Below are 20296 nucleotides of genomic sequence, written 5' to 3'. Positions count from 1 at the left end.
CCACATGCAGTCCATCACCGCATCGTTCCCCATGCTGACCCTCATGGTGCTCGTCCCGCTCGTCGGGGCGCTGCTCCTCTGGGGCGTCGCACCGCTGCGCCGCCTCGGCGGCACGGTCGGGTTCGTCTTCTCCCTCGCGGAGCTCGTCATCGGCGTCCTCGCCGTGACGCAGTTCGACGCCGGCCAGGGCGGCACCGTCCAGCTGGCCGAGACCCACTCCTGGATCTCAGCGCTCGGCATCTCCTGGGCCCTGGGCGTCAACGGCCTCGGCCTGGCGATGCTCCTCCTGGCCGTCTTCCTCGTCCCGATCGTCATGCTCGCCTCCCACGGCGAGGTCGAGCCCGAGCGGCAGGGCGGCTTCTCCGCCCTCGTCCTCCTCCTCGAGGCCTTCATCGTCGTCATCTTCGCGGCGCAGGACGTCTTCCTCTTCTACATCTGCTTCGAGGCCATGCTCATCCCGGTGTACTTCCTCATCGGGCGCTTCGGTGGACCGGACCGCCACCGCGCGGCCCTCAAGTTCCTCCTGTACTCGCTGGCCGGCGGACTCATCATGCTCGTCGGCGTCGCCATGCTGTACGTGTACGGCCCCGGCGGCGACAGCAACTACCTGCTGTCCAGCCTCGTCGGCCACCTCACCGCCTCGCGGTCGACGCAGCGGATCATGTTCCTCAGCCTCTTCATCGCGTTCGCGATCAAGGCCCCGATGTTCCCGGTCCACACGTGGCTGCCCGACACGGCCGAGCAGGCGACCCCGGGCACCTCGGTCCTCCTCATCGGCATCCTGGACAAGATCGGTACCTTCGGCATGATCACCCTGGTCCTGCCGCTCTTCCCGGAGGCCTCCCGCTGGGCGGCGACGCCGATCATGGTCCTCGCGGTCATCTCGATCCTCTACGGGGCGCTCGCCGCCGTCGGCCAGGACAACCTGTACCGCCTCATCTCCTACACCTCGATCAGCCACTTCGGCTTCATGGTGCTGGGCATCTTCATCGGCAGCCAGATCGCCGCCACCGGCGCCATGGTCTACATGGTCGCCCACGGCCTCTCGATCGCCGGCCTCTACCTCGTGACGGGCTTCCTGGCCCGCCGCACCGGCACGGTCCGGATCTCCGAGCTCGGCGGCATGGCCCGGGTCCTTCCTCTCATCGCGGGCACCTGGCTCGTCTCCGGCCTCGCCTCGATCGCGCTGCCCGGCCTGTCCGGCTTCGTGCCGGAGTGGATGGTCCTCACCGGCACCTTCTCGGTCTCCGTGGTCCTCGGGATCTTCGCGGTCCTCGGCGTCATCATCGCCGCGGTCTACGTCCTGCTGCCCTACCAGCGCGTCTTCACCGGCGCGCCCACCAAGGCGTGGACGCATCGCGTCGCCCAGCGCGGCGACATGGACCTGCGCGAGAAGATCGTCGTCGTCCCGGTCATCGTCGCCATGCTCGTGCTCGGCTTCGCCCCGGCCTTCCTCACCGACGCCGTCGACGGCGTCGCGAAGGACGTCGCCCAGACGACCAGCACCACCTCCGGTGACGCGGCGGCCTCCGCCGTCCTCGCCCCCACCGCTCAGGAAGGGATCACCAAGTGAGCTTCACCGCCCCGACCATCAACTGGGCCGGCCTCACCCCGGTCATCATCATCCTGGGCGCCGGCGTCCTCGGCGTCCTCATCGAGGCCTTCGTGCCGCGCAGGGCGCGCCACGGCGTCCAGACCGTCCTGTCGCTCCTCGCGGTCCTCGGATCCGGCGTCGCGCTCGCCGCGCGCTGGGGCGTCGTCCGCCACGACGGCGCGGGCACCCTCTCCACCGGCTTCGCGGAGGACCCCTTCGCCGTCGCCGCGCAGGGCGTGCTCCTCGTCATCGGGCTGCTCTCGCTGCTCGTCATCGCGGACCGCACCTCGACCGGCGAAGGCTTCTTCGCCGCCCAGCCCGCGGACCGGCCCGGCTCCGCCGAGGAGACCGAGTCCCTTCACGCCGGCTGGGTCTCCACCGAGGTCTTCCCGCTGACGCTCTTCTCGCTCGCCGGCATGATGCTGTTCCCGGTCGCCAACGACCTCATCAGCCTCTTCGTCATGCTCGAGCTCGTCTCCCTGCCGCTGTACATCATGGCGGCCACGGCCCGGCACCGCCGCCTCCTGTCCCAGGAGGCCGCGCTCAAGTACTTCCTGCTGGGTGCCTTCGCCTCGGCCTTCCTCCTCATGGGCTCCGCCTTCCTCTACGGCTTCTCCGACGCCGTCGACTACGCGGGCATCGCGAAGGCCGTCCAGACCGGCGGGGTCTCCGGCATGGACTGGCTCGCCCTGGCCGGCGTGGCCCTCGTGACGATCGGCCTCCTGTTCAAGACCGCGGCCGCCCCCTTCCACGCCTGGAGCCCGGACGTCTACCAGGGCGCCCCGACCCCCGTCACCGCCTTCATGGCGGCCGGCGTCAAGGCGACCGCCTTCCTCGCGCTCGTGCGCTTCTACTACGTCGTCGCCGGCAACCTCGGCTGGGACCTCGCCCCGTTCCTGTGGACCGTCGCCATCCTCACCATGGTCGTCGGCACCTTCGTGGGCGTCGTCCAGGGCGACGTCAAGCGCATGCTCGCCTACTCGGCCATCGCCCACGCCGGCTACATGCTCATCGGCGTCATCGCCTTCAACGGCATGGGCTTGCGTGCCATCCTCTTCTACGCCCTCGCCTACGGCGTCTCCACGGTCGGCGCCTTCGCCGTCGTCGGCCTGGTCCGCCAGAGCCACGACGGCGCCGCCGGCGCCGAGGCCACCGACCTCGACGCCTGGCGCGGCCTCGGCAAGCGCTCCCCGTGGCTCGCCGGCTCGATGGCCCTCTTCCTCCTGTCCTTCGCGGGCATCCCGCTGACCGCGGGCTTCATCGGGAAGTTCGAGCTCTTCATCGCCGGTGTCCAGGGCGGCGCCAGCTGGCTCGTCGTCGCCGCGGTCATCTCCTCGATGATCACCGCGTTCTTCTACATGCGCCTCATCGTGCTCATGTTCTTCCGCGACCCGGAGGGGGGGACGGTCATCGTCCGCTCCGACGGCCTCATCACCACCGCGGTGGCCCTGTCCGTCATCCTCACGATCGTCCTCGGCGTCCTGCCCCAGGTGGTTCTGACCGCCCTGAGCAACGCCGCTATGCTCGTCCCGTGATCGGATCGCTCCCGCTGGACACCCCTGAGCTCGAGGGCCGGATCTCTCCGGCCCTCGATGCCGTCGAGACCAGGCTGCTCGAGGTCGTCAACAACGCCGACGAGACCATCAACCCGCCCACCTCGCACCTCGCGCAGGCCGGTGGGAAGAGGCTCCGACCGGTGCTCACGCTGCTCACCGCGCAGCTGGGCGACCCGGCCCTCGCCACGGGGGAGCAGGTTCGTGACGCCGGCGTCGCCGTCGAGCTCACGCACATCGCGACGCTCTACCACGACGACGTCATGGACGACGCCCCGCTGCGGCGCGGCGCCCCGAGCGCCCAGACCGTCTGGGGCAACTCGGCCGCCATCCTCACGGGCGACGTCCTCGTCGCCCGCGCCTCACAGCTCGTCGCGGCGCTGGGCCCGAAGGCCGTCCTCGCCCACGCGAAGACCTTCGAGCGCCTGTGCATGGGCCAGCTCCACGAGACCCTCCCGCGTCCCGCCGGGACCGACCCGGTCGAGCACTACATCGACGTCCTCGCGGACAAGACCGGCTCCCTCATCGCAGTCTCCGCCCGCTACGGGGTCATGCTCACCGGGGCCGGGGAGGAGACCGAGCGGATCGTCGAGGAGTTCGGCGAGAAGATCGGCGTCGCCTTCCAGCTCGCCGACGACGTCATCGACCTCACCAGTGACTCCGCCACCACCGGCAAGACCCCGGGCACGGACCTGCGCGAGGGCGTCGACACCATGCCCGTCCTGCTCCTGCGCCAGGCCCTGGCCGCCGGCGAGCTCGACGCGGCGGGCCAGTCGATCCTCTCGACCCTGTCCGCCGGCGACCTCGCCGACGACGTCGTCCTCGCCAGCGTCGTCGACCGGTTCCGCGTCCACCCCGTCCTCGAGCGCACCCGCGCCATGGCGACGCAGTGGGCCCATGAGGCCGTCGCCGTCCTGGCCGGCCTCGAGGACGCCGTCGTCGCCGGCACGCGCGAGCGCCTCGCCGGCTGCGAGGAGACCGTGGTCGATGCCGCTGTCGCCGACGCCCGCGAGCGGGTCGTGCTCGTGCGCGAGGGCATGGAGGAGTTCGCGCGCGTCCTGGTGGACCGCGCCGCCTGATCCGCGGCGCACGGAGCCCGACCGGGTGCGCACCCGGCGTGGTGGACAGCATTGGGACGGTCAGTCTCGAATCAATAAACTGGACAGCGTCGTTCCGCTGGGCCGGTGGCTCACGGGACGGCGCTCCCCATCCACCGCTTACAGGAACGAAGAACTGTGAACGCACGTCCTCTCAATGTCGCCGTCATCGGAGCCGGTCCCGCGGGCATCTACGCCTCGGACATCCTCTCGAAGTCGGGCATGGAGGTCTGTATCGACCTGTTCGAGCGGTTGCCCGCCCCCTACGGGCTCGTGCGCTACGGCGTCGCCCCCGACCACCCGCGCATCAAGCAGATCATCGTGGCGCTCTACAAGATCCTGCAGCGAGGCGACATCCGGCTCATCGGCAACGTCGAGGTCGGTCGGGACGTCTCCGTGGCCGAGCTGCTCGAGCACTACGACGCCCTCGTCCTGTCCACCGGCGCCGACCACGACCGCGACCTCGACATCCCGGGGATCGACGCGCCCGAGTCCTACGGCGGCGCCGACTTCGTGTCCTGGTACGACGGCCACCCGGACCACCCGCGCACCTGGGACCTGTCAGCCAAGGAGGTCGCGGTCATCGGTGTCGGCAACGTCGGCCTCGACATCGCCCGTGTGCTCGCCAAGCACCCCGAGGACCTCATGGTCACCGAGATCCCAGAGAACGTCGCGGAGACGCTCAAGTCCTCGCCGGTCACCGACGTCCACGTCTTCGGACGCCGCGGCCCGGCGCAGGTGAAGTTCACCCCGCTGGAGCTGCGTGAGCTCGGCAAGCAGCCCGACGTCGACGTCACCGTCGACGAGGAGGACTTCGAGTACGACGAGGGCTCCGAGGAGGCGCTGCGGTCCTCGAACCAGCAGCGCCAGGTCGTCAAGGCTCTGGAGAACTACGCCATGCAGGAGCCGGAGGACCTCACGGCCTCCCACACGATCCACCTGCACCTCTTCCAGTCGCCCAGCGAGGTCCTCCTGGACGACGAGGGGCACGTGACGGGCCTGCGCACCGAGCGCACACGCCTCAACGGCGATGGCTCCGTCTCCGGCACCGGGGAGTACAAGGACTGGCCGGTCCAGGCGGTCTACCGGGCCGTGGGCTACGCCGGCAGCCCCATCGAGGGACTGCCCTTCGACTACGTCCACCACGTCCTGCCCAACGAGGGCGGCCGGGTCATCGACGCCGAGGGCAAGCCCGTCACCGGCGTCTACGCGACCGGCTGGATCCGCCGCGGACCCGTCGGCCTCATCGGCTCGACGAAGTCCGACGCCCAGGAGACGATCTCCCACCTCGTCGAGGACGCGCAGGCCGGACTCCTGCACGCGTCGACCGACGACGAGAAGGAGGTCGGCCACGACGCGCTCCTCGCCCTGCTGGACTCCCGCTCCATCCCGTACACCACGTGGGAGGGTTGGGAGCTCCTCGACGCCTACGAGCGCACGCTGGGAGACGATTTCGGCGAGGTCGTCGTCACGGGCGGCGACGAGAGGCCGCGCGAGCGCGTCAAGGTCGTCGACCGTCACGCCATGACCGCGATCTCGCGCTCGACCGAGGTCCCCGCGGACCTCATCGGCCAGCCGGACGCCGACCGCGTCCCCGAGCGCGTCGCCGACCGGCTCCCCGACGACCTGCGCGAGGAGGCCGCCGCAGCGCGCGAGCGCCGGGGCGCCGAGGGCGTCGAGCCCAGTGCGCAGGTGCCCGCTCCCGAGCAGGCCTGAGACGGTGCGCGCCCACCGCGTCCGCCCTCTTACCCGGGCCGACCGGTGGGCGCGCCGCGTGTACCAGGAGGCCTTCCCACCTTCCGAGCGGCTTCCCTGGACCGCTCTCCACGCGCTGAGCCTCCGCTCGGGCATCGACCTCGTCGCCTGGTACGACGACGCTGACCCGGGCCGCACCTCGCCGAGCGCCCTCACCTGGACGGTGAGGCGGCCGGGCGAGAGCCTGCTCTACCTCTTCTACCTCGCCGTCGACCCGACGACGCGGGGGAGGGGCGTGGGCTCCCGGCTCCTGGCCGAGCTCTCACGCCGTCACCCGTCATGCACGATCGTCCTCGACGTGGAGCCCGTCGTGGACGAGGCCCCGAACGCCGAGCAGAGGCGGCGACGCCTCGCCTTCTACGAGAGAGCGGGCTTCCGGGACACCGGCCTCGCCCTCACCGACGCCACCGGCGAGTACTGGCCGCTGGTCCGCGAGGTCGACGGCGCGCCCTTCAGCGCGGAGCGGTACCGAGCACTCCTCCACCACCTCGACCACGGCCTCACGGGGACGCGGCTCGCGCCTCGGGGCTGAGCCGGGGTCCAGCGGCCACGGCGAGGGGCCGTGCTCGACGGGCAGTCCGCGCCGGCAGGCCGCGGCACGAGCCCTCACAGCAGGCGCCCAGGGGCTCTTCGTAGACTCAGGGCATGACGGCAACCGACCACCACAACGGGCTCAAGACAGCCGCCCTCATGGGCGGCTTGTGGGGCCTCCTGCTCCTCATCGGCTGGCTGCTCGCACGGGGCACCGGCTCCTCGGTGTGGCTGTTCATCATGCCGGTCATCGGCATCGCCCAGACCGCCTACTCGTACTGGAACTCCGACCGGCTCGCCGTGCGCTCCATGGGCGCGATCGAGGTCTCGCCGGCGGAGGCGCCGGTCATGTACGCCGTCGTCCGCGAGCTCTCGGCGAGCGCCGGTCAGCCCATGCCCCGCCTCTACGTCGCACCGACGATGAGCCCCAACGCCTTCGCGACGGGCCGCGACCCCGAGCACGCCGCCGTCTGCTGCACGCAGGGCATCCTGCAGCTCCTCGACGAGCGCGAGCTGCGCGGCGTCCTCGGCCACGAGCTCTCCCACGTCTACAACCGCGACATCCTCACCGGCTCCGTCGCCGCCGGCATAGCCGGGATCATCTCGAGCATCTCCTCGATGGTCCTCTGGTTCGGCGGAGGCGGCCGCGACCGCCGCGAGGGCAACGCGATCGCCCTCATCCTCCTCGCCGTCCTGGCCCCACTCGCCGCCACGGTCACCCAGCTCGCCGTCTCCCGGACCCGCGAGTACGACGCTGACCACGACGGCGCGGTCCTCACCAACGATCCGCTGGCCCTCGCCAGCGCCCTGCGCAAGCTCGAGACGGGCGTCGCCGCACGCCCCATGGCCCAGGACCCGAAGGTCGAGCCCGTGAGCGCCATGATGATCGCCAACCCCTTCGGGGGCGCGAGGAACCTGTTCTCCACGCACCCGCCGATGGACCAGCGCATCCGCCGGCTCGAGGAGATGGCCGGCTACTGAGCCGCTGAGCACGTGACGACGACGGGCCCTGCCCACCGCAGCGAGCGGTGGGCAGGGCCCGTCACCATGACCAGGGCCCGTGACGGGGCCGACACCCGGTCAGCGGTAGTTGACGAACTGGAGCGCGGCGTCGACGTCGAGGCCCTTGAGCAGGGTGATGACGGCCTGGAGGTCGTCACGCGACTTGGAGGAGACGCGGACCTCGTCGCCCTGGATCGTCGCCTTGACGCCCTTGGGGAACTCGTCACGGACCGCCTTGGTGATCTGCTTGGCGACGTCCTGCGTGAGGCCCTCCTTGAGCGGGCAGACCATCGTGTAGACCTTGCCCTGGGGCTTGGGCTCCTTGTCGCCGAGGTCGAGGGCCTTGAGGGAGACGCCGCGGCGGAAGAGCTTGGACTGGAGGACGTCGAGGACCGCCAGGACCCGCTCGGCCGAGTTGGCCTGCAGGGTGATCGCGTCCCCGGAGAGGTCGATGCCGGCGTCGACGCCGCGGAAGTCGTAGCGCTGGGAGATCTCCTTCGCGGTCTGGTTGACCGCGTTGTCGACCTCCTGCCGGTCGAGCTTGGAGACGACGTCGAAGGAGGACTCGGAGGCCATGGGCGTCCTTTCATCACGTGGTGGTAGTGGTGAGCGGCGGGGCGTCGTGAGGATCTCGCCGCTCTGCCGTCGGGCGGTGACGGGCCCTCGAGGGCGTGTGAGCAGGGTCCCAGCCCCGCGATTGGCGCCCCGGTCCGTCGGCTTGCTATTCTTCCACGGCGCCAAGAGGTGAGCCCACGGGCTCCACGTCAGGCGCGAGGCGGGTTGCCCGAGCGGCCAATGGGAGCTGACTGTAAATCAGCCGCGGAATGCTACGGGGGTTCGAATCCCTCACCCGCCACCACGATCACCGGGCCCCGGTTCGATGATCCGGACGCCCCCTCGTGGGGCGCCCCGCAGTGAGCGAGTCCACTCGGCTCCGGATTGCGACAGTGATCCGGATCTGCCTAGGATCCCGCTCGTTGCCTCGATAGCTCAGTGGTAGAGCACTTCCTTGGTAAGGAAGAGGTCACGAGTTCAATCCTCGTTCGAGGCTCGGATGCAGCGGGGGCCCTTCGGCCCCCATTGTGTTGATATGGCGAGGTAGCTCAGCTGGTTAGAGCGCACGACTCATAATCGTGAGGTCGAGGGTTCGAGTCCCTCCCCCGCTACGCAAGATTCGAGCAAGGCAGCCCTCGCGCGCCCCTCGAGGATCACACAGAGGAGAGACACGTGGCTAAGTCCAGCGACGTTCGCCCCAAGATCACTCTGGCTTGCTCGGAGTGCAAGGAGCGCAACTACATCACCAAGAAGAACCGGCGGAACACCCCTGACCGCCTCGCGGTCAACAAGTTCTGCTCGCGCTGCGGCAAGCACACCGAGCACCGCGAGACCCGCTGAGGCCGGTTCCCCTCACAGCCGGTAGCATTCCGGCGTGAGCACCGCGAGCCCCGTCGACCCCGAGTCGGCGGGGCTTCGTCGTGCCCGGGAGGCGGCCATGGTCCGCGTCCTGAGCACGCTCCTGCCCGGCGCCGGCAGGGACGAGCCCGACGGCGTGACGGCGGCGGCCCGCACGATCGGGCCCGCGGTCGCGGCGCTCGAGCTCCTCGCCGACGGCGCCCTCGACGTGGCCTGGGACGGACTCGTCCACCGCCGCTGCCGGATCCGGCCCGCGCGCCGAGACTCCCTCGACGACCTGGGGAGCGGCGCGGGCGACGCCGCCAGGCCGGTGCTCCGGTCCCTGCGAGCGGCGGAGCGCGCCGGCTGGTGGACCGCCCGGGCCGAGGTGGAGGTCGACGACGTTCTCGTCGTCCACGAGCTGGCGCGGCGCAGATCGGAGGGGAGCGCGCAGGCGCCTGCACCTGAGACCGTCGCGGAGCACGCCGCCGGAGCCGCCGTCGAGTCGGGGGCGCGTGACCAGGCGACCCCGGCGAGGCCGCTACGCGCAGCGGCGGCGTCGTCGTCCGCGCTCGCCGGCCGGTCAGTCGACATGGTCCGGGTCACGCCCGCGGCGGTCGCCGCGTGGGGTGGGGCGACCGGAGACCGGAACGCCGTTCACCTCCGACCGGGGGCCGCCCTCGAGGCTGGTCTGTCCGTCGGGCGTGACGAGGTCGTCGCCCACGGCCTCCTTCTCGGCGCGATCAGCCTCGCCGTCACGCCTGCCAGGGACGGGGTGGTCGACCTGCGCCTCCTCGCGCCCTGCGCCGTGCCGGAGTGCGGCTGCGAGATCGCCGTGGACGAGGTGAGTGGCACCGTGCTCGCCGGCGGGCGGACGCTGCTCCGCCGCGGCTGAGCGGCGGAGCACGTCGAGCGGGTGACAGGACCCACGAGACCACGCCCTGTCTACGGTGATATACAGGTGCACCGGAGGTCGTTCAAATATGAATGACCCGGCGAGGAGGCCCGGCGCGGCCTCCCGCGCGCGGGCACGAGGAACGGACGGTGAGTTCGATGAGCACCATCGAGCAGACGGAGACCACGGCGCCCGCGGCCGCGTGCGGGCAGAATGCCGCCCCCGCGAGCAGCTGCGGCCAGCAGGTCCCCGAGACCCCGAGCTCCTGCGGCCAGGACGCCGCGGCGCCCGGGAGCACGGCCTGCGGGCAGGACTCGGCACCCGCCTCCTCCTGCGGCCAGAGCGCGGCCGCTCCCACGACGAGCGCCTGCGGGCAGAGCACCGTGGCGGAGCAGTCCGACGCGGCCTCCTGCGGCCAGTCCCAGGCTCCGGCCGATACCGCCTGCGCCCAGTCCTCCGCCGCCTCGTCCTGCGGCGCCCCCGCCCAGGCCCGCTACCTCGACACGACCGAGATGAACGCCTGGCGCGCCTTCCTCACCGCCTCCACCGCCGTCACCGCCAAGCTCAACCACGAGCTCGAGGCCGGGGCCGGGATCTCCATGCACGAGTACGAGATCCTCGTCCGCCTCTCCGAGGCTGAGGACCGCACCCTGCGCATGTCCGCCCTCGCTGAGAACGTCTCCCACTCCCGCTCACGCCTCACCCACACGGTCGGCCGCCTCGAGAAGGCCGGCTACGTCGAGCGCACCGCCTGCACGATGGACAAGCGCGGCGTCAACTGCCACCTCACCCAGGCCGGCGAGGAGTTCCTGCGGACCGCTGCCCCCATCCACCTCGACGGCGTCCGTCGGCACGTCATCGACCACCTCGACCGCGAGCAGCTCGGAGAGCTCACCGTCCTCCTGCGCTCGCTCGTCGAGCCCGGCGACGTCGAGATCTGAGCCTCAAGCGCACGAGGACGCCGGCCCGCCCCCACGAGGGAACGGGCCGGCGTCGTCGTCGAGGAGCGGCCCCGCTGGTCGCCTGGTGACTCAGCCCTGGGAGCCCGGCTGCGGCAGCAGCGCCGCCAGCTCGTCCCACACGGCCGCGAGGGCCGGCAGGAGGGGGCCCGCCTGCGCGCCGGAGGGAGCCGGCGGCGCCCACGTGCCCGACGCCGTCGTGCGCAGCGTCGTCCAGGCCAGGGCGTCGGACTCGCCGTCCGCCGGCAGCAGCGCGTCCCACGCGGCCGCCGATGGCCCCTGCGCCGTCCAGGTCGTGTACGACCAGTCCGGGTGCTGCTGGACGTGAGGCGCGCCGAGGCGGAGCAGCCGCGCCGGGAGGCCCGCCTCCTCCTCGAGCTCGCGCAGGGCGGCCGACGCGGAGCCCTCGCCGTCGGCGACGGCGCCGCCGGGCACGCCCCACGTGCCGCCCTGGTGCGTCCACGCGGCCCGCAGCTGGAGGAGCACCTCGAGGGACTCCTCGCGTCGCCGCCACACGAGCATCCCGGCTGCTCCGTTGCGCCCCCAGTGCCGACGGCCGCAACCGCACTCGACCCAGCCGTCGCCCGGGTGACGCACGCCCCCGACGGGGCGCAGCAGCGGGGCGCCCGGCCCGGGCGCGGCGAAGGCCGTCGCCAGCCGGGCCCTCGTGGAGGCCGGATCGACGACCTCGGCTATCCACCCGCGCTCGACGGCGCCCGACGGCGACTCCTCGCGCTCCTGCTCGGCGACGAGCCGTGAGCGCAGCGCGTCGGCGGCCGCGTCGCCCCCGTCCGAACGGGCAGCGGCGAGCTCCCGTCGGTTGACGAGGTCGACGGCCGATCCCGCGTCCATGACGCCGAGGCGGGCGGTCGGCCACGCGAGCGAGAGCGCTCCCGCCAGCGGCGTGGAGCCGAGGGCGACGTAGGCCCCGCCGTAGGCCCGACGGGTGAGGAGCGTGACGAGGCGCGCCCGCTCACCGGCCCTCGCGTAGGCCTCCACGAGGCGCGCCCCGTGCCGGACGACACCCTCGGCCTCAGACTCGGTCCCGGGCAGGAACCCCGGCGTGTCGACGACGGTGAGCACGGGCAGTCCGAGACGCACGCACAGGGCGAGGTGCTCCTCGATCTTCTGAGCAGTCCGCGCCGTGAGCGCGCCCGCGAGCACCGCCGGCTGGGTGGCGACGACGCCGACCGGCACCCCGCCCACTCGGGCCAGCCCCGTCACGGCCGAGGCCGCCCAGTCCTGCCGCAGCTCGAGGAGGTCCCCGCGGTCGACGAGCCGAGCGAGGAGGTCACGGACGTCGTAGGGCTGGGTGGGGTCCGAGGGCAGCACGGAACCGGTCCCGAGGTCCGTGGGGACGGCGAGCCGGCCGGCACCGCCGACGCGCATCGGGAGGGCCCGGCCCGTCGGCGTCGCCCCGGCGAGGAGCGGGCGAGCGGGAAGCGGCGCGTAGCCGAGGACCCGTCGCGCGGCGGCCCACGCCGCGCGCTCGTCGGGCACGGTGAGGTGGGCGGTCCCCGCGCGACGGGCGTGGAGGGCAGCGCCCCCGAGGGACTCGGCGTCGACCTGCTCGCCGGTCACCGAGGCGACGACCGCGGGGCCCGTGAGCAGGACGCGCGCGGCGCCCTCGACCATGACGAGGACGTCCGTGAGCGCCGGGGCGTAGGCCGCGCCCCCGGCGGCGGCGCCGAGCACGAGCCCCACCTGAGCGGTGCGGCCTCGGGCGCGCGTCTCGGCGGCCAGGACGAGGCCTGCCCCTGCCAGGGCGTCGACGCCCTCCTGGACGCGGGCACCCCCGCCGTCGAGCAGCGAGAGCACGGGGACGACGTCGCAGGCGGCGGCGTCGATGAGCGCGGCCACCCGACGGGACTCGGCCAGGCCCATGGTGCCGCCCATGCTCGTGGGGTCCTGGGCCCACACCGCGACCTCGCGGCCGGCGAGCCGGGCGCGGGCCGTGAGGACGGCGTCCTCGTCGACGAGGTCCCTCAGCGAGCCGGGATCGACGAGCTCCTCGACGCGCTCGCGGGCGCTGCGGCGCCGAGGTGCGGGAGCCGGTGCCTCGGACGGCGCCGGCGCGCGGTCGCCCGGGACAGCAGCCTGCGACGGCGCAGGCCCTGGCAGGGAGGACCCCTGCGGCAGGACGCGCCCGAGGAGCTCACCGGCGCGCACCGCCCGCGGCGCCTCGGCGGAGCCCACGACGAGGTCGCCGTCCTGCTCGGCCCGCACCGGCAGCCGCATCTTCATCGCCTCGAGCACCGCGACCTGCTCGCCCGCGCGGACGGGCCCGGCGCAACGGACGGAGAGGAGCGTCGCCGGCATGGGGGCCCGGAGCTCCTGCGGTCCGGACGACGGGCCGGCCTGGACGGGCGGGGCGCCCGTGCCCGGCGCGCTCAGGCCGGGGCCGTCCAGGAGGCCGTCCTCGAGCCACCGCGTCCACAGCCCGCGCGGGTCGAGGAAGGCCGGTTCGTGGAGGACCCGGCGCAGCAAGGGGACGAGCGCGAGCGGACCGCGGACGGCCACCTGGCCGAGCGCCTCGTCGAGCGCGCTGACGGCCTCCTCACGGTCGGCGCCCACGCCCGTGACCAGTGCGAGGGGCTCGGAGTACTCCGGGCGCAGCGCGTCGCCCTGGAACGTGCCGCGCTCGACGCGCAGCCGTGGCGTCCCGACCGGCTCCTCGGTCGCCACGGCCTCGCGCTCGCGGGCCAGGGACACCGGGACCTCGACGCCGAGCAGCTCGTCGGCCTGCGGCAGGAGCGTGGCCGGGTCCTCCGCGTAGACGCGGGCCTCAACGGCGTGCCCGGCGAGCGTGACGCGGTCGCGCAAGAGCTCGGCCCCGGGGCCGGCCTCACGGAGCGCCCCGGCGGCGGTGCGCCCCTCGGCCACGAGCAGCTGCGCGGCGACGAGGTCGACGCCGGTCGTCTCCTCGGTGACGGCGTGCTCGACCTGGAGCCGCGCGTTGACCTCGAGCAGCCGGGGCGCGCCGCCCTCGGGGAGGAGGAACTCGCAGGTGGCGGCGCCGCGATAGCCGACGGCTCCCAGGACGCGTCGGGTCGCCTCCTCCATCACCACGACGGCCTCCGGAGCCACCACGACCGCCGGTGCCTCCTCGATCAGCTTCTGGGAGCGGCGCTGCACGGTGCACTCCCGGGTGCCGAGGGTGAGGACCCGCTCGCCGTCGGCCAGGGCCTGGACCTCGAGGTGCCGGGCGCGCGTTGCCGCCGCCTGGGCGATGAGCGGTCCGAGCCCGGCGGCCGCCGCCCACGCGGCCTCCGCGTCTGCGCCGGGGAGGAGCCGGGTGAGTCCCCGCCCGCCGCCGCCGTGCGCCGCCTTGAGGACGACCGCGCCGTCGACGCGCTCGCGGAAGCGCTCGAGCGCAGAGACGTCGTCGAGGACGCCCGAGGTGAGCGGCGCCTCGACGCCGAGCTGGTCCAGCAGGCCCGCGAGGCGAGCCTTGTCGGAGAGCAGGGCGAGAGCCTCGGGGGAGGGACCGGCCCACACCAGGCCGGCTGTGAGGGCGCCGCGGGCGAGCGCGGCCTCCTCGGCCGCGAAGCCGACGCCCGGGTGCAGTCCCGACGCGCCGAGCGCGTCGGCCGCCGCGAGGAGCGCGTCGACGTCGTCGTAGGAGGGGACCTCCGCGGCGTCGTCGAGCGCCCGCGTCCACACCGCGTCGCGGTCCTGCGCCGTGACGACGCCGACCGGCGACCATCCCAGTCCCCGGGCGCTGCGAGCCACCCGCAGGGCCGTGAGCCCGCGCGCGGCGACGAGGAGGCGCCTCACGCGTCCGCCCCCGCGCCGTCCGGCGCCGGAGCGTCGACCGCGCTGCCTGGGTCCGCGACCGGTGCCGACGAGGGCCACAGATCGGTCCACGTGACGCCGAGCCCGGCGAGCAGACGGCGCAGGAGCGGCAGCGAGATCCCGACGACGCCGTGAGGGTCTCCCTCGACGGACTCGATGAACGCCCCGCCCAGGCCGTCGATCGTGAAGGCGCCCGCGCACCACAGGGGCTCCTCGGTGGCGGCGTAGGCCTCGATCTCGGCGTCGCTCACCTCAGCGAAGCGGAGCCGTGCCGTGGACACCCCCTCGGCGGTCGCGCCGTCGGAGGCGCGCGCGAGGAAGTGACCGGTGTGCAGGGCGCCGTGGCGCCCGCGCATGGCGCGCCACCGCTCGACGACCCGCTCAGGGGTGCGCGGCTTGCCGACGACCTCCCCGTCAATCTCGAGCATCGAGTCGCAGCCCACGACGACGAGCCCCGGTGCCGCGCGCTCCGTCTCGGTGAGCGTCGCGGAGACGGCGAGGGCCTTGGCCCGGGCGAGGGCCTGGACCTGCTCGGTGGGAGACGGCTCCGGCACGCCGGCGGCGGCGCGCTCGCGGGCGAGAGCCGCCAGGACGGCCGGCTCGTCGACCTCGGAGACGCGCACGAGGGGCTCGACGCCGGCGGCGCGGAGCGTGGAGAGGCGACCGGGGGACTTCGAGGCGAGGAGGAGCACGGTCCCAGCCTAGCGAGGGGAGCGCGAGGCGCCCGGCTACGCTCCTGGCATGACCGAGGCCCTGCTCGTGCGCACCGTCGAGCGCACCGGATCGACCAGCTCGGACCTGCGCGCCGCCCTCACCGGCCCCGGAGGCGTCCTGGACCCTGCCTCCGCGGGCCCGTGGCCGCACCTCTCCGCTTTGCGTGCCCGTACCCAGACCGCAGGGCGTGGCCGTTCCGACCACAGCTGGGAGACCCCGGTCGACGGCGCCCTCACCGTGTCCGTCGTCGTGCGCCCCCTCGTCCCGGTCGAGACCCTGGCCTGGCTCCCGCTCCTGGGTGGTCTGGCCGCCCGCGACGCCGTCGCCGCCCTCCTCGGCGAGGCGGGTTCCCCGTGGCGAGCGTGGACCAAGTGGCCCAACGACGTCGTCGTCCTCCCGGTCACGGCTGCGGAGGGCGACGCCGCCGAGCGCGCGGACACCGCCCCGGCGGTCGAGGGCTGGGGGAGGAGCCGCAAGGTCGTCGGCGTCCTCGCGGAGCTCATGCCGCCGGCCGCACCACCGGAGTCTGGACGTGTCCCGGCCTCCCGCGAGACGGCCCCCGCCGTCGTCCTCGGCGTCGGCGTCAACGTCGCCCAGGGCTCCGACGAGCTCCCGGTGCCCTGGGCCGCCTCGCTCGCCCAGCTCGGCGCCCGCACGACCCCGGAGGCGGTCCTGGACGTTCTCGGCTCTCACCTCGTGGACCTCGTCGGCCGCTGGGAGGCGCTCGGAGGCGATCCCGACGCTGCCGACGGCGCCCTCGGCCGCCGCCTTCGGGAGGCCTGCCGCACCCTCGGCCAGGAGGTCCGGGTCGAGGCCCCGGCCGGCCCCGTGGCGGGTCGCGCCGTCGAGCTCGAGCCCGGTCTCGTCCTGGAGACGGCACAGGGACGCACCGTCGTGACCGCGGGCGACGTCAGCTCCCTGCGCAGCGCCTGAGGGCTGTCACGGGACACCGTTCGCGCCCTGGCCGGGCGCCTTCCGACCGGACGGGACATCCCTTGTGACCTGCGCTACCCTGTCGGGCGTGAGTGTGCAGCCGACCCCCGCGGAGGGAGAGTCCCAGAGTCCCGACCGGGGCCTCCCGCAGGGCCAGGCGGCCACGCCTCGACCCGCCGCCGACTGGGCCACCATCACCGGCCACGAGCGCATGCTCCTGGGCGGCGACCCCGTCTACAGCCTCCGCCAGCTGGCGCGCGAGGCCGGGACGAGCCTGTCCTTCGCCCACAAGTTCTGGCGCGCCATGGGCTTCGCGGACCTCGCCCCCGACGACGTCCGCTTCACCGCCCGCGACGTCGACGCGCTGCGAGCCATCGCCGACCTCATCGACGAGACCGACGACGGCATCCCCTCGCCGTCCGCCCCCGGTGGTGGCCTCGCCGCGAGCTCCATCCTCGAGCTCCTGCGCGCCCAGGCCCAGACCATGGACCGCCTCGTGCTGTGGCAGCTGGAGATCCTCGTCTCCGACGTCGCCCAGCGCTTCCACCTCGACGACACCTCCGCCCGGCTCGTCGTCCTCGACCACGTCGACGAGATGGCCCACTCCATGAGCGACCAGCTGACCTACGTGTGGCGCCGTCACCTCGCCTCCCTCCTCGGACGCACCGAGGCCGAGGTCGCCCAGCGCGGCCGCGAGGAGGCCGGCCCCGACCTCTACCCCCTCACCCGCTCGCTCGGCTTCGTCGACATCGTCTCCTTCACGCAGCGCGCCCAGACCATGGGCCGCAAGGAGCTCGCGACGATGCTCGACGACTTCGAGACGACGGCGCGCAACGTCGTCACCTCGCGGGGCGCGCGCGTCGTCAAGACGATCGGCGACGCCGTCATGTACATCGCCGACGACCTCGAGACCGCCGCCGACGTCGTCACCGCCCTCGTCGACGAGATCCAGTCGGGCCCCGAGATGATGCTCGTGCGCGCCAGCCTCGTCCAGGGGCGCGTCGTCTCGCGCTCGGGCGACGTCTTCGGGCCCACGGTCAACCTCGCCTCCCGTCTCGTCGACACGGCCGAGCCGGGCGGCATCCGCATGGACGAGGCCACCGCCAGGGCCATCGGGGAGCTCGACGTCGCGGAGCGCTACGTCGTGCGCCGCTGCCACGAGGTGGTCGCCAAGGGCCTCGGGAACGTCGTGCCCTGGTCGCTCGAGCGCGCCTGATTTGCGGCGGGGCGAGTCCGCCACGCGATCTCCCTCTCCAGAATGATGACGTGAGGGCGCCGACCGCCTACGATCCATGGCATGACGACAGTGCTTCTCGTTGAGGACGACCCCGCGATCTCTGAGCCGCTCGCGCGCGCCTTCGGACGCGAGGGCTATGAGGTCCGGGCCCACGGCACCGGCAGAGGTGCTCTCGAGGAGGTCTCCGGGGCGGACATCATCGTCCTCGACCTCGGCCTGCCCGACATCGACGGCCTCGACGTCGCCCGCCAGGTGCGCGCCCAGGGCCTCACCATCCCCATCCTCATGCTCACCGCGCGGTCCGAGGCCACGGACCTCGTCGTCGGCCTCGACGCCGGCGCGGACGACTACGTCACCAAGCCCTTCCGCCTCGCGGAGCTGCTGGCGCGCGTGCGCGCCCAGGTCCGCCGCGCCTCCGGCGAGGTCACGGAGGACGAGCTCACCAGCGGCGAGGTCCGCGTCGACGTCGCCGCCCACCGCGCCTTCATCGGCAGCCGCGAGCTCCAGCTCACCACGCGCGAGTTCGAGCTCCTGCGCGTGCTCGTCCGCGGCGGTGGCCAGGCGGTCCCCGAGGACGTCATCCTCAAGGAGGTCTGGGGCGAGGACCCGACGGGCAGCCACCAGACCGTCGAGATGCACGTGACCTGGCTGCGCCGCAAGCTCGGCGACGACGCCGACGCCCCGGCCCTGCTCGTCGCCGACGGCGACGGGTACCGCCTCGTCGGCTGACCGGACCCGCACGTCGCGGCGCCCCGGCCCTCGCCCACGCGAGCGCCGGGGCGCCGTCGTCCCAAGGGAAGGAAGGACACATGCGCGCACGCGCGATGCAGATGACGATGACGGCGGTCTGCGTGGCCGTCGTGCTCCTGGGCGTCCCGCTCGGTGGGGGCTGGATCCTCGTCACCTTCCGCACGACCCGGGACTCGGACTCCCGGACGCAGGTCATCCTCACCGTCATCCTCATCATCGTGCTCCTCGCTGCGACCGCGCTCCTCGCCGCCTGGGTGGTCGCGGCGCGCTACTCGCGCCGGATCTCCGCGCCGCTCATCTACCTCGCCGCCGAGGCCGAGCAGCTCGGCTCGGGGCAGGTGCGGCCGCGCGTCAGGAAGAGCGGCATCGAGGAGATCGACCTCGTCCAGGCCGAGCTCGTGCGCTCCGCGGAACGGGTCGCGGGCCGTCTCGCCGCCGAGCGCCAGTTCGCCTCCGACGCCTCGCACCAGTTGCGCACGCCGCTGACGGGTCTGTCACTGCGCCTGGAGGAGATCGAGCTGCTCTCCGACGACCCGGAGGTCCAGGCGGGCGCCCGGGCCTGCGTCGAGCAGGTCGAGCGCCTCACCGGCGTCGTCGAGGACCTCCTCAAGATCTCCCGGCGCTCCGGCGGGGGCACCACCGAGGCCCTCCACCTCGAGGACGTCTTCGCCCAGCAGCGCGAGGAGTGGGAGCCCGCCTTCGCCGAGGCCGGACGGGCCCTCGTCATGAGCGACGAGGTCGGCCTGCCCGTGCTCGCCACCCGTGGGTCGCTCGCCCAGGAGCTCGCCACGTGCATCGAGAACTCCCTGCGCTACGGCGACGGGACCACCTCGGTCACGGTGCGCAGCGCCAACGGCGGCCACGGCGTCTTCATCGACGTCGCTGACCAGGGCGAGGGCATCGAGGACGAGTTCGCCCCCCACGTCTTCGAGCGCTCCGTGTCCGGCCACGGGTCCACCGGTGTCGGCCTCGCGCTCGCCAAGGACCTCGTCGAGGCCGACGGCGGTCGGATTGAGCTGAGCCAACGCCGCCCCGCGGTCTTCTCCATCCTCCTCAACGCCGTCCCGAAGTCCCTCGACCCCAACAACGTCCTGCCCGAGGGGGCGCTCGTCTCCGTTGGACGGCGCGGTAGGTTCTGAGGCCGTCCACGTCGACGGCCTCGAGCGGACGCCGGCGAAGGGCAGGCCGAGGCCGGGCCGACAGGCCCCATGGATCGGCTGACGCGTACGAGGGCGGCCGCACCCTGTGGGGTGCGGCCGCCCTCGCGCGCGCCTGGACGGAGGAGCCGATCAGGCCTGCGGCTCAGCGCTCCCGCGACGCGAGGACAGCCAGCCGCGCAGGCCCGAGATGATCATCGGGAGCAGGGAGACGAGGATGATCGCGACGATCATGACGTCGATGTTCTTCTGGATCCAGGTGATGGAGCCGAGGAGGTAGCCGAGCCACGTGATGCCGAAGGCCCACGGGACCGCGCCCATGAGGTTGAAGGTGAAGAAGTGCCGGTAGTGCATGCGCCCGACTCCCGCCATGACCGGGGTGAAGGTGCGCACGATCGGCACGAACTGAGCGAGCGTGACGGCGGCGCCGCCGTGGCGCTCGAAGAAGGCGCTCGTCCGGTCCACGTACTCGCGCTTGAAGAACCGCGAGTCCGGCTTGTTGAAGATCGAGGGCCCGGCCTTGTGGCCGATCGCGTAGCCGGTCTGGTTGCCGATGACGGCCGCCAGGAGGACCAGCGGGGCCGCCACCCAGATGCTGACGCCGACGGCGCCCTGGCCGACGAACATGCCCAGGGTGAAGAGGAGCGAGTCGCCCGGCAGGAAGAACCCGACCAGGAGCCCCGTCTCGGCGAAGATGACGAGCATGACGCCGACGATGGCCCAGGGGCCGAACCACTCGACGATCTTGGTGATGATGTTCGCCGCGTCGAGCCACGAGGGCCCGAGGGCGGGGAGCGGCGCGTTCGGCAGGCTCCCGGAGAGGGCGGCGATGGCCGCGGGCAGTGCAGTCACGTGCTCAGGCTAGGGACGAGGGGGCTGTGCCGCGCTGACCGCCGTCACACGGGCCGTGTGCGATCGGGCACGTGGCTCCG

General features: G+C 73.2%; 16 protein-coding genes, 3 tRNA genes and 1 pseudogene. 16 read left to right on the top strand and 4 right to left on the bottom strand.

The genetic code is table 11. From position 1 onward, the window contains the following. Positions 1–4 precede the first annotated feature (4 nt). From IXW69_RS01090 to htpX, 6 genes and pseudogenes are all read left to right on the top strand, one after another. The gene (locus tag IXW69_RS01090; RefSeq protein WP_194784532.1) at positions 5–1573 is read left to right on the top strand and encodes a complex I subunit 4 family protein; all 1569 of its coding nucleotides are present in this window, start codon (positions 5–7) and stop codon (positions 1571–1573) included. Continuing rightward, positions 1570–3129: an NADH-quinone oxidoreductase subunit NuoN gene (gene nuoN, locus IXW69_RS01085; RefSeq protein ID WP_194784531.1), complete on the top strand. Its 1560-nt coding sequence runs from the start codon at positions 1570–1572 to the stop codon at positions 3127–3129. The genes IXW69_RS01090 and nuoN overlap by 4 nt, the downstream gene beginning before the upstream one ends. Beyond that, positions 3126–4226 (top strand): polyprenyl synthetase family protein, encoded by a 1101-nt coding sequence (locus tag IXW69_RS01080; RefSeq protein ID WP_194784530.1) that lies wholly within the window; start codon positions 3126–3128, stop codon positions 4224–4226. The genes nuoN and IXW69_RS01080 overlap by 4 nt, the downstream gene beginning before the upstream one ends. A 156-nt stretch (positions 4227–4382) precedes the next feature. After that, positions 4383–5861: pseudogene (locus tag IXW69_RS01075) on the top strand (FAD-dependent oxidoreductase); the annotation flags it as partial. Positions 5862–6018: 157 nt separating this feature from the next. Beyond that, on the top strand, positions 6019–6531 hold the full coding sequence (locus tag IXW69_RS01070; protein ID WP_323745098.1) for a GNAT family N-acetyltransferase: 513 nt from the start codon (positions 6019–6021) through the stop codon (positions 6529–6531). A gap of 113 nt (positions 6532–6644) precedes the next feature. Continuing rightward, the gene (htpX, locus tag IXW69_RS01065) at positions 6645–7511 is read left to right on the top strand and encodes a zinc metalloprotease HtpX (protein WP_194784527.1); all 867 of its coding nucleotides are present in this window, start codon (positions 6645–6647) and stop codon (positions 7509–7511) included. Positions 7512–7610: 99 nt separating this feature from the next. On the opposite strand, the gene IXW69_RS01060 is transcribed toward htpX, so the two are convergent. Beyond that, positions 7611–8108, bottom strand: coding sequence for a YajQ family cyclic di-GMP-binding protein (locus tag IXW69_RS01060; RefSeq protein ID WP_194784526.1), 498 nt, complete (start codon positions 8106–8108; stop codon positions 7611–7613). A gap of 198 nt (positions 8109–8306) precedes the next feature. Here IXW69_RS01060 and IXW69_RS01055 point away from each other — a divergent pair. The 6 genes from IXW69_RS01055 (at position 8307) to IXW69_RS01030 (ending at position 10760) form a co-directional block, all read left to right on the top strand. Next, positions 8307–8391: transfer RNA gene (locus IXW69_RS01055), tRNA-Tyr, on the top strand. A 120-nt stretch (positions 8392–8511) separates the two neighbouring features. Further along, positions 8512–8583, top strand: a tRNA-Thr gene (locus IXW69_RS01050). A 41-nt stretch (positions 8584–8624) separates the two neighbouring features. Next, positions 8625–8698, top strand: a tRNA-Met gene (locus IXW69_RS01045). A gap of 61 nt (positions 8699–8759) precedes the next feature. After that, on the top strand, positions 8760–8927 hold the full coding sequence (rpmG, locus tag IXW69_RS01040) for a 50S ribosomal protein L33 (protein WP_194784525.1): 168 nt from the start codon (positions 8760–8762) through the stop codon (positions 8925–8927). Positions 8928–8961: 34 nt separating this feature from the next. After that, positions 8962–9819, top strand: coding sequence for a MaoC/PaaZ C-terminal domain-containing protein (locus tag IXW69_RS11965; protein WP_194784524.1), 858 nt, complete (start codon positions 8962–8964; stop codon positions 9817–9819). A 158-nt stretch (positions 9820–9977) separates the two neighbouring features. Beyond that, the gene (locus tag IXW69_RS01030; RefSeq protein WP_194784523.1) at positions 9978–10760 is read left to right on the top strand and encodes a MarR family winged helix-turn-helix transcriptional regulator; all 783 of its coding nucleotides are present in this window, start codon (positions 9978–9980) and stop codon (positions 10758–10760) included. Positions 10761–10850: 90 nt separating this feature from the next. Here the strand turns inward: IXW69_RS01030 and IXW69_RS01025 are convergent, their stop codons facing one another. Both IXW69_RS01025 and IXW69_RS01020 read right to left on the bottom strand, forming a co-directional pair. Then, on the bottom strand, positions 10851–14555 hold the full coding sequence (locus IXW69_RS01025; protein WP_194784522.1) for a carboxyl transferase domain-containing protein: 3705 nt from the start codon (positions 14553–14555) through the stop codon (positions 10851–10853). After that, positions 14552–15265, bottom strand: coding sequence for a Maf family protein (locus IXW69_RS01020; protein ID WP_194784521.1), 714 nt, complete (start codon positions 15263–15265; stop codon positions 14552–14554). The genes IXW69_RS01025 and IXW69_RS01020 overlap by 4 nt, the downstream gene beginning before the upstream one ends. Positions 15266–15314: 49 nt before the next feature. Between IXW69_RS01020 and IXW69_RS01015 the strand changes: the two genes are divergently transcribed. From IXW69_RS01015 to IXW69_RS01000, 4 genes are all read left to right on the top strand, one after another. Then, the gene (locus IXW69_RS01015) at positions 15315–16220 is read left to right on the top strand and encodes a biotin--[acetyl-CoA-carboxylase] ligase (RefSeq protein WP_194784520.1); all 906 of its coding nucleotides are present in this window, start codon (positions 15315–15317) and stop codon (positions 16218–16220) included. A gap of 88 nt (positions 16221–16308) precedes the next feature. Continuing rightward, positions 16309–17436, top strand: coding sequence for an adenylate/guanylate cyclase domain-containing protein (locus IXW69_RS01010; protein ID WP_407646503.1), 1128 nt, complete (start codon positions 16309–16311; stop codon positions 17434–17436). An 81-nt stretch (positions 17437–17517) separates the two neighbouring features. Beyond that, positions 17518–18186, top strand: a complete 669-nt coding sequence (locus IXW69_RS01005) for a response regulator transcription factor (RefSeq protein ID WP_194784519.1) — start codon at positions 17518–17520, stop codon at positions 18184–18186. Positions 18187–18266: 80 nt separating this feature from the next. Then, entirely contained in the window at positions 18267–19346 is a 1080-nt protein-coding gene (locus tag IXW69_RS01000) for a sensor histidine kinase (protein WP_194784518.1), read from the top strand. A gap of 150 nt (positions 19347–19496) precedes the next feature. Here the strand turns inward: IXW69_RS01000 and IXW69_RS00995 are convergent, their stop codons facing one another. Beyond that, positions 19497–20216, bottom strand: coding sequence for a VTT domain-containing protein (locus tag IXW69_RS00995; protein WP_194784517.1), 720 nt, complete (start codon positions 20214–20216; stop codon positions 19497–19499). Between the last annotated feature and the right edge of the window lie 80 nt (positions 20217–20296).

The organism is Actinomyces haliotis, assembly GCF_015355765.1.
GTDB classification, from domain to species: domain Bacteria; phylum Actinomycetota; class Actinomycetes; order Actinomycetales; family Actinomycetaceae; genus Actinomyces; species Actinomyces haliotis.
This window is presented reverse-complemented; position numbering and strand designations above follow the sequence as displayed.

Coding starts and splice junctions, on each gene's coding strand:
- IXW69_RS01090 (WP_194784532.1), top strand. CDS start 5: ATGCAGTCCATCACCGCATCGTTCCCCATGCTGACCCTCATGGTGCTC.
- htpX (WP_194784527.1), top strand. CDS start 6,645: ATGACGGCAACCGACCACCACAACGGGCTCAAGACAGCCGCCCTCATG.
- IXW69_RS01060 (WP_194784526.1), bottom strand. CDS start 8,108: ATGGCCTCCGAGTCCTCCTTCGACGTCGTCTCCAAGCTCGACCGGCAG.
- IXW69_RS01030 (WP_194784523.1), top strand. CDS start 9,978: ATGAGCACCATCGAGCAGACGGAGACCACGGCGCCCGCGGCCGCGTGC.
- IXW69_RS01015 (WP_194784520.1), top strand. CDS start 15,315: ATGACCGAGGCCCTGCTCGTGCGCACCGTCGAGCGCACCGGATCGACC.
- IXW69_RS01005 (WP_194784519.1), top strand. CDS start 17,518: ATGACGACAGTGCTTCTCGTTGAGGACGACCCCGCGATCTCTGAGCCG.
- IXW69_RS01000 (WP_194784518.1), top strand. CDS start 18,267: ATGCGCGCACGCGCGATGCAGATGACGATGACGGCGGTCTGCGTGGCC.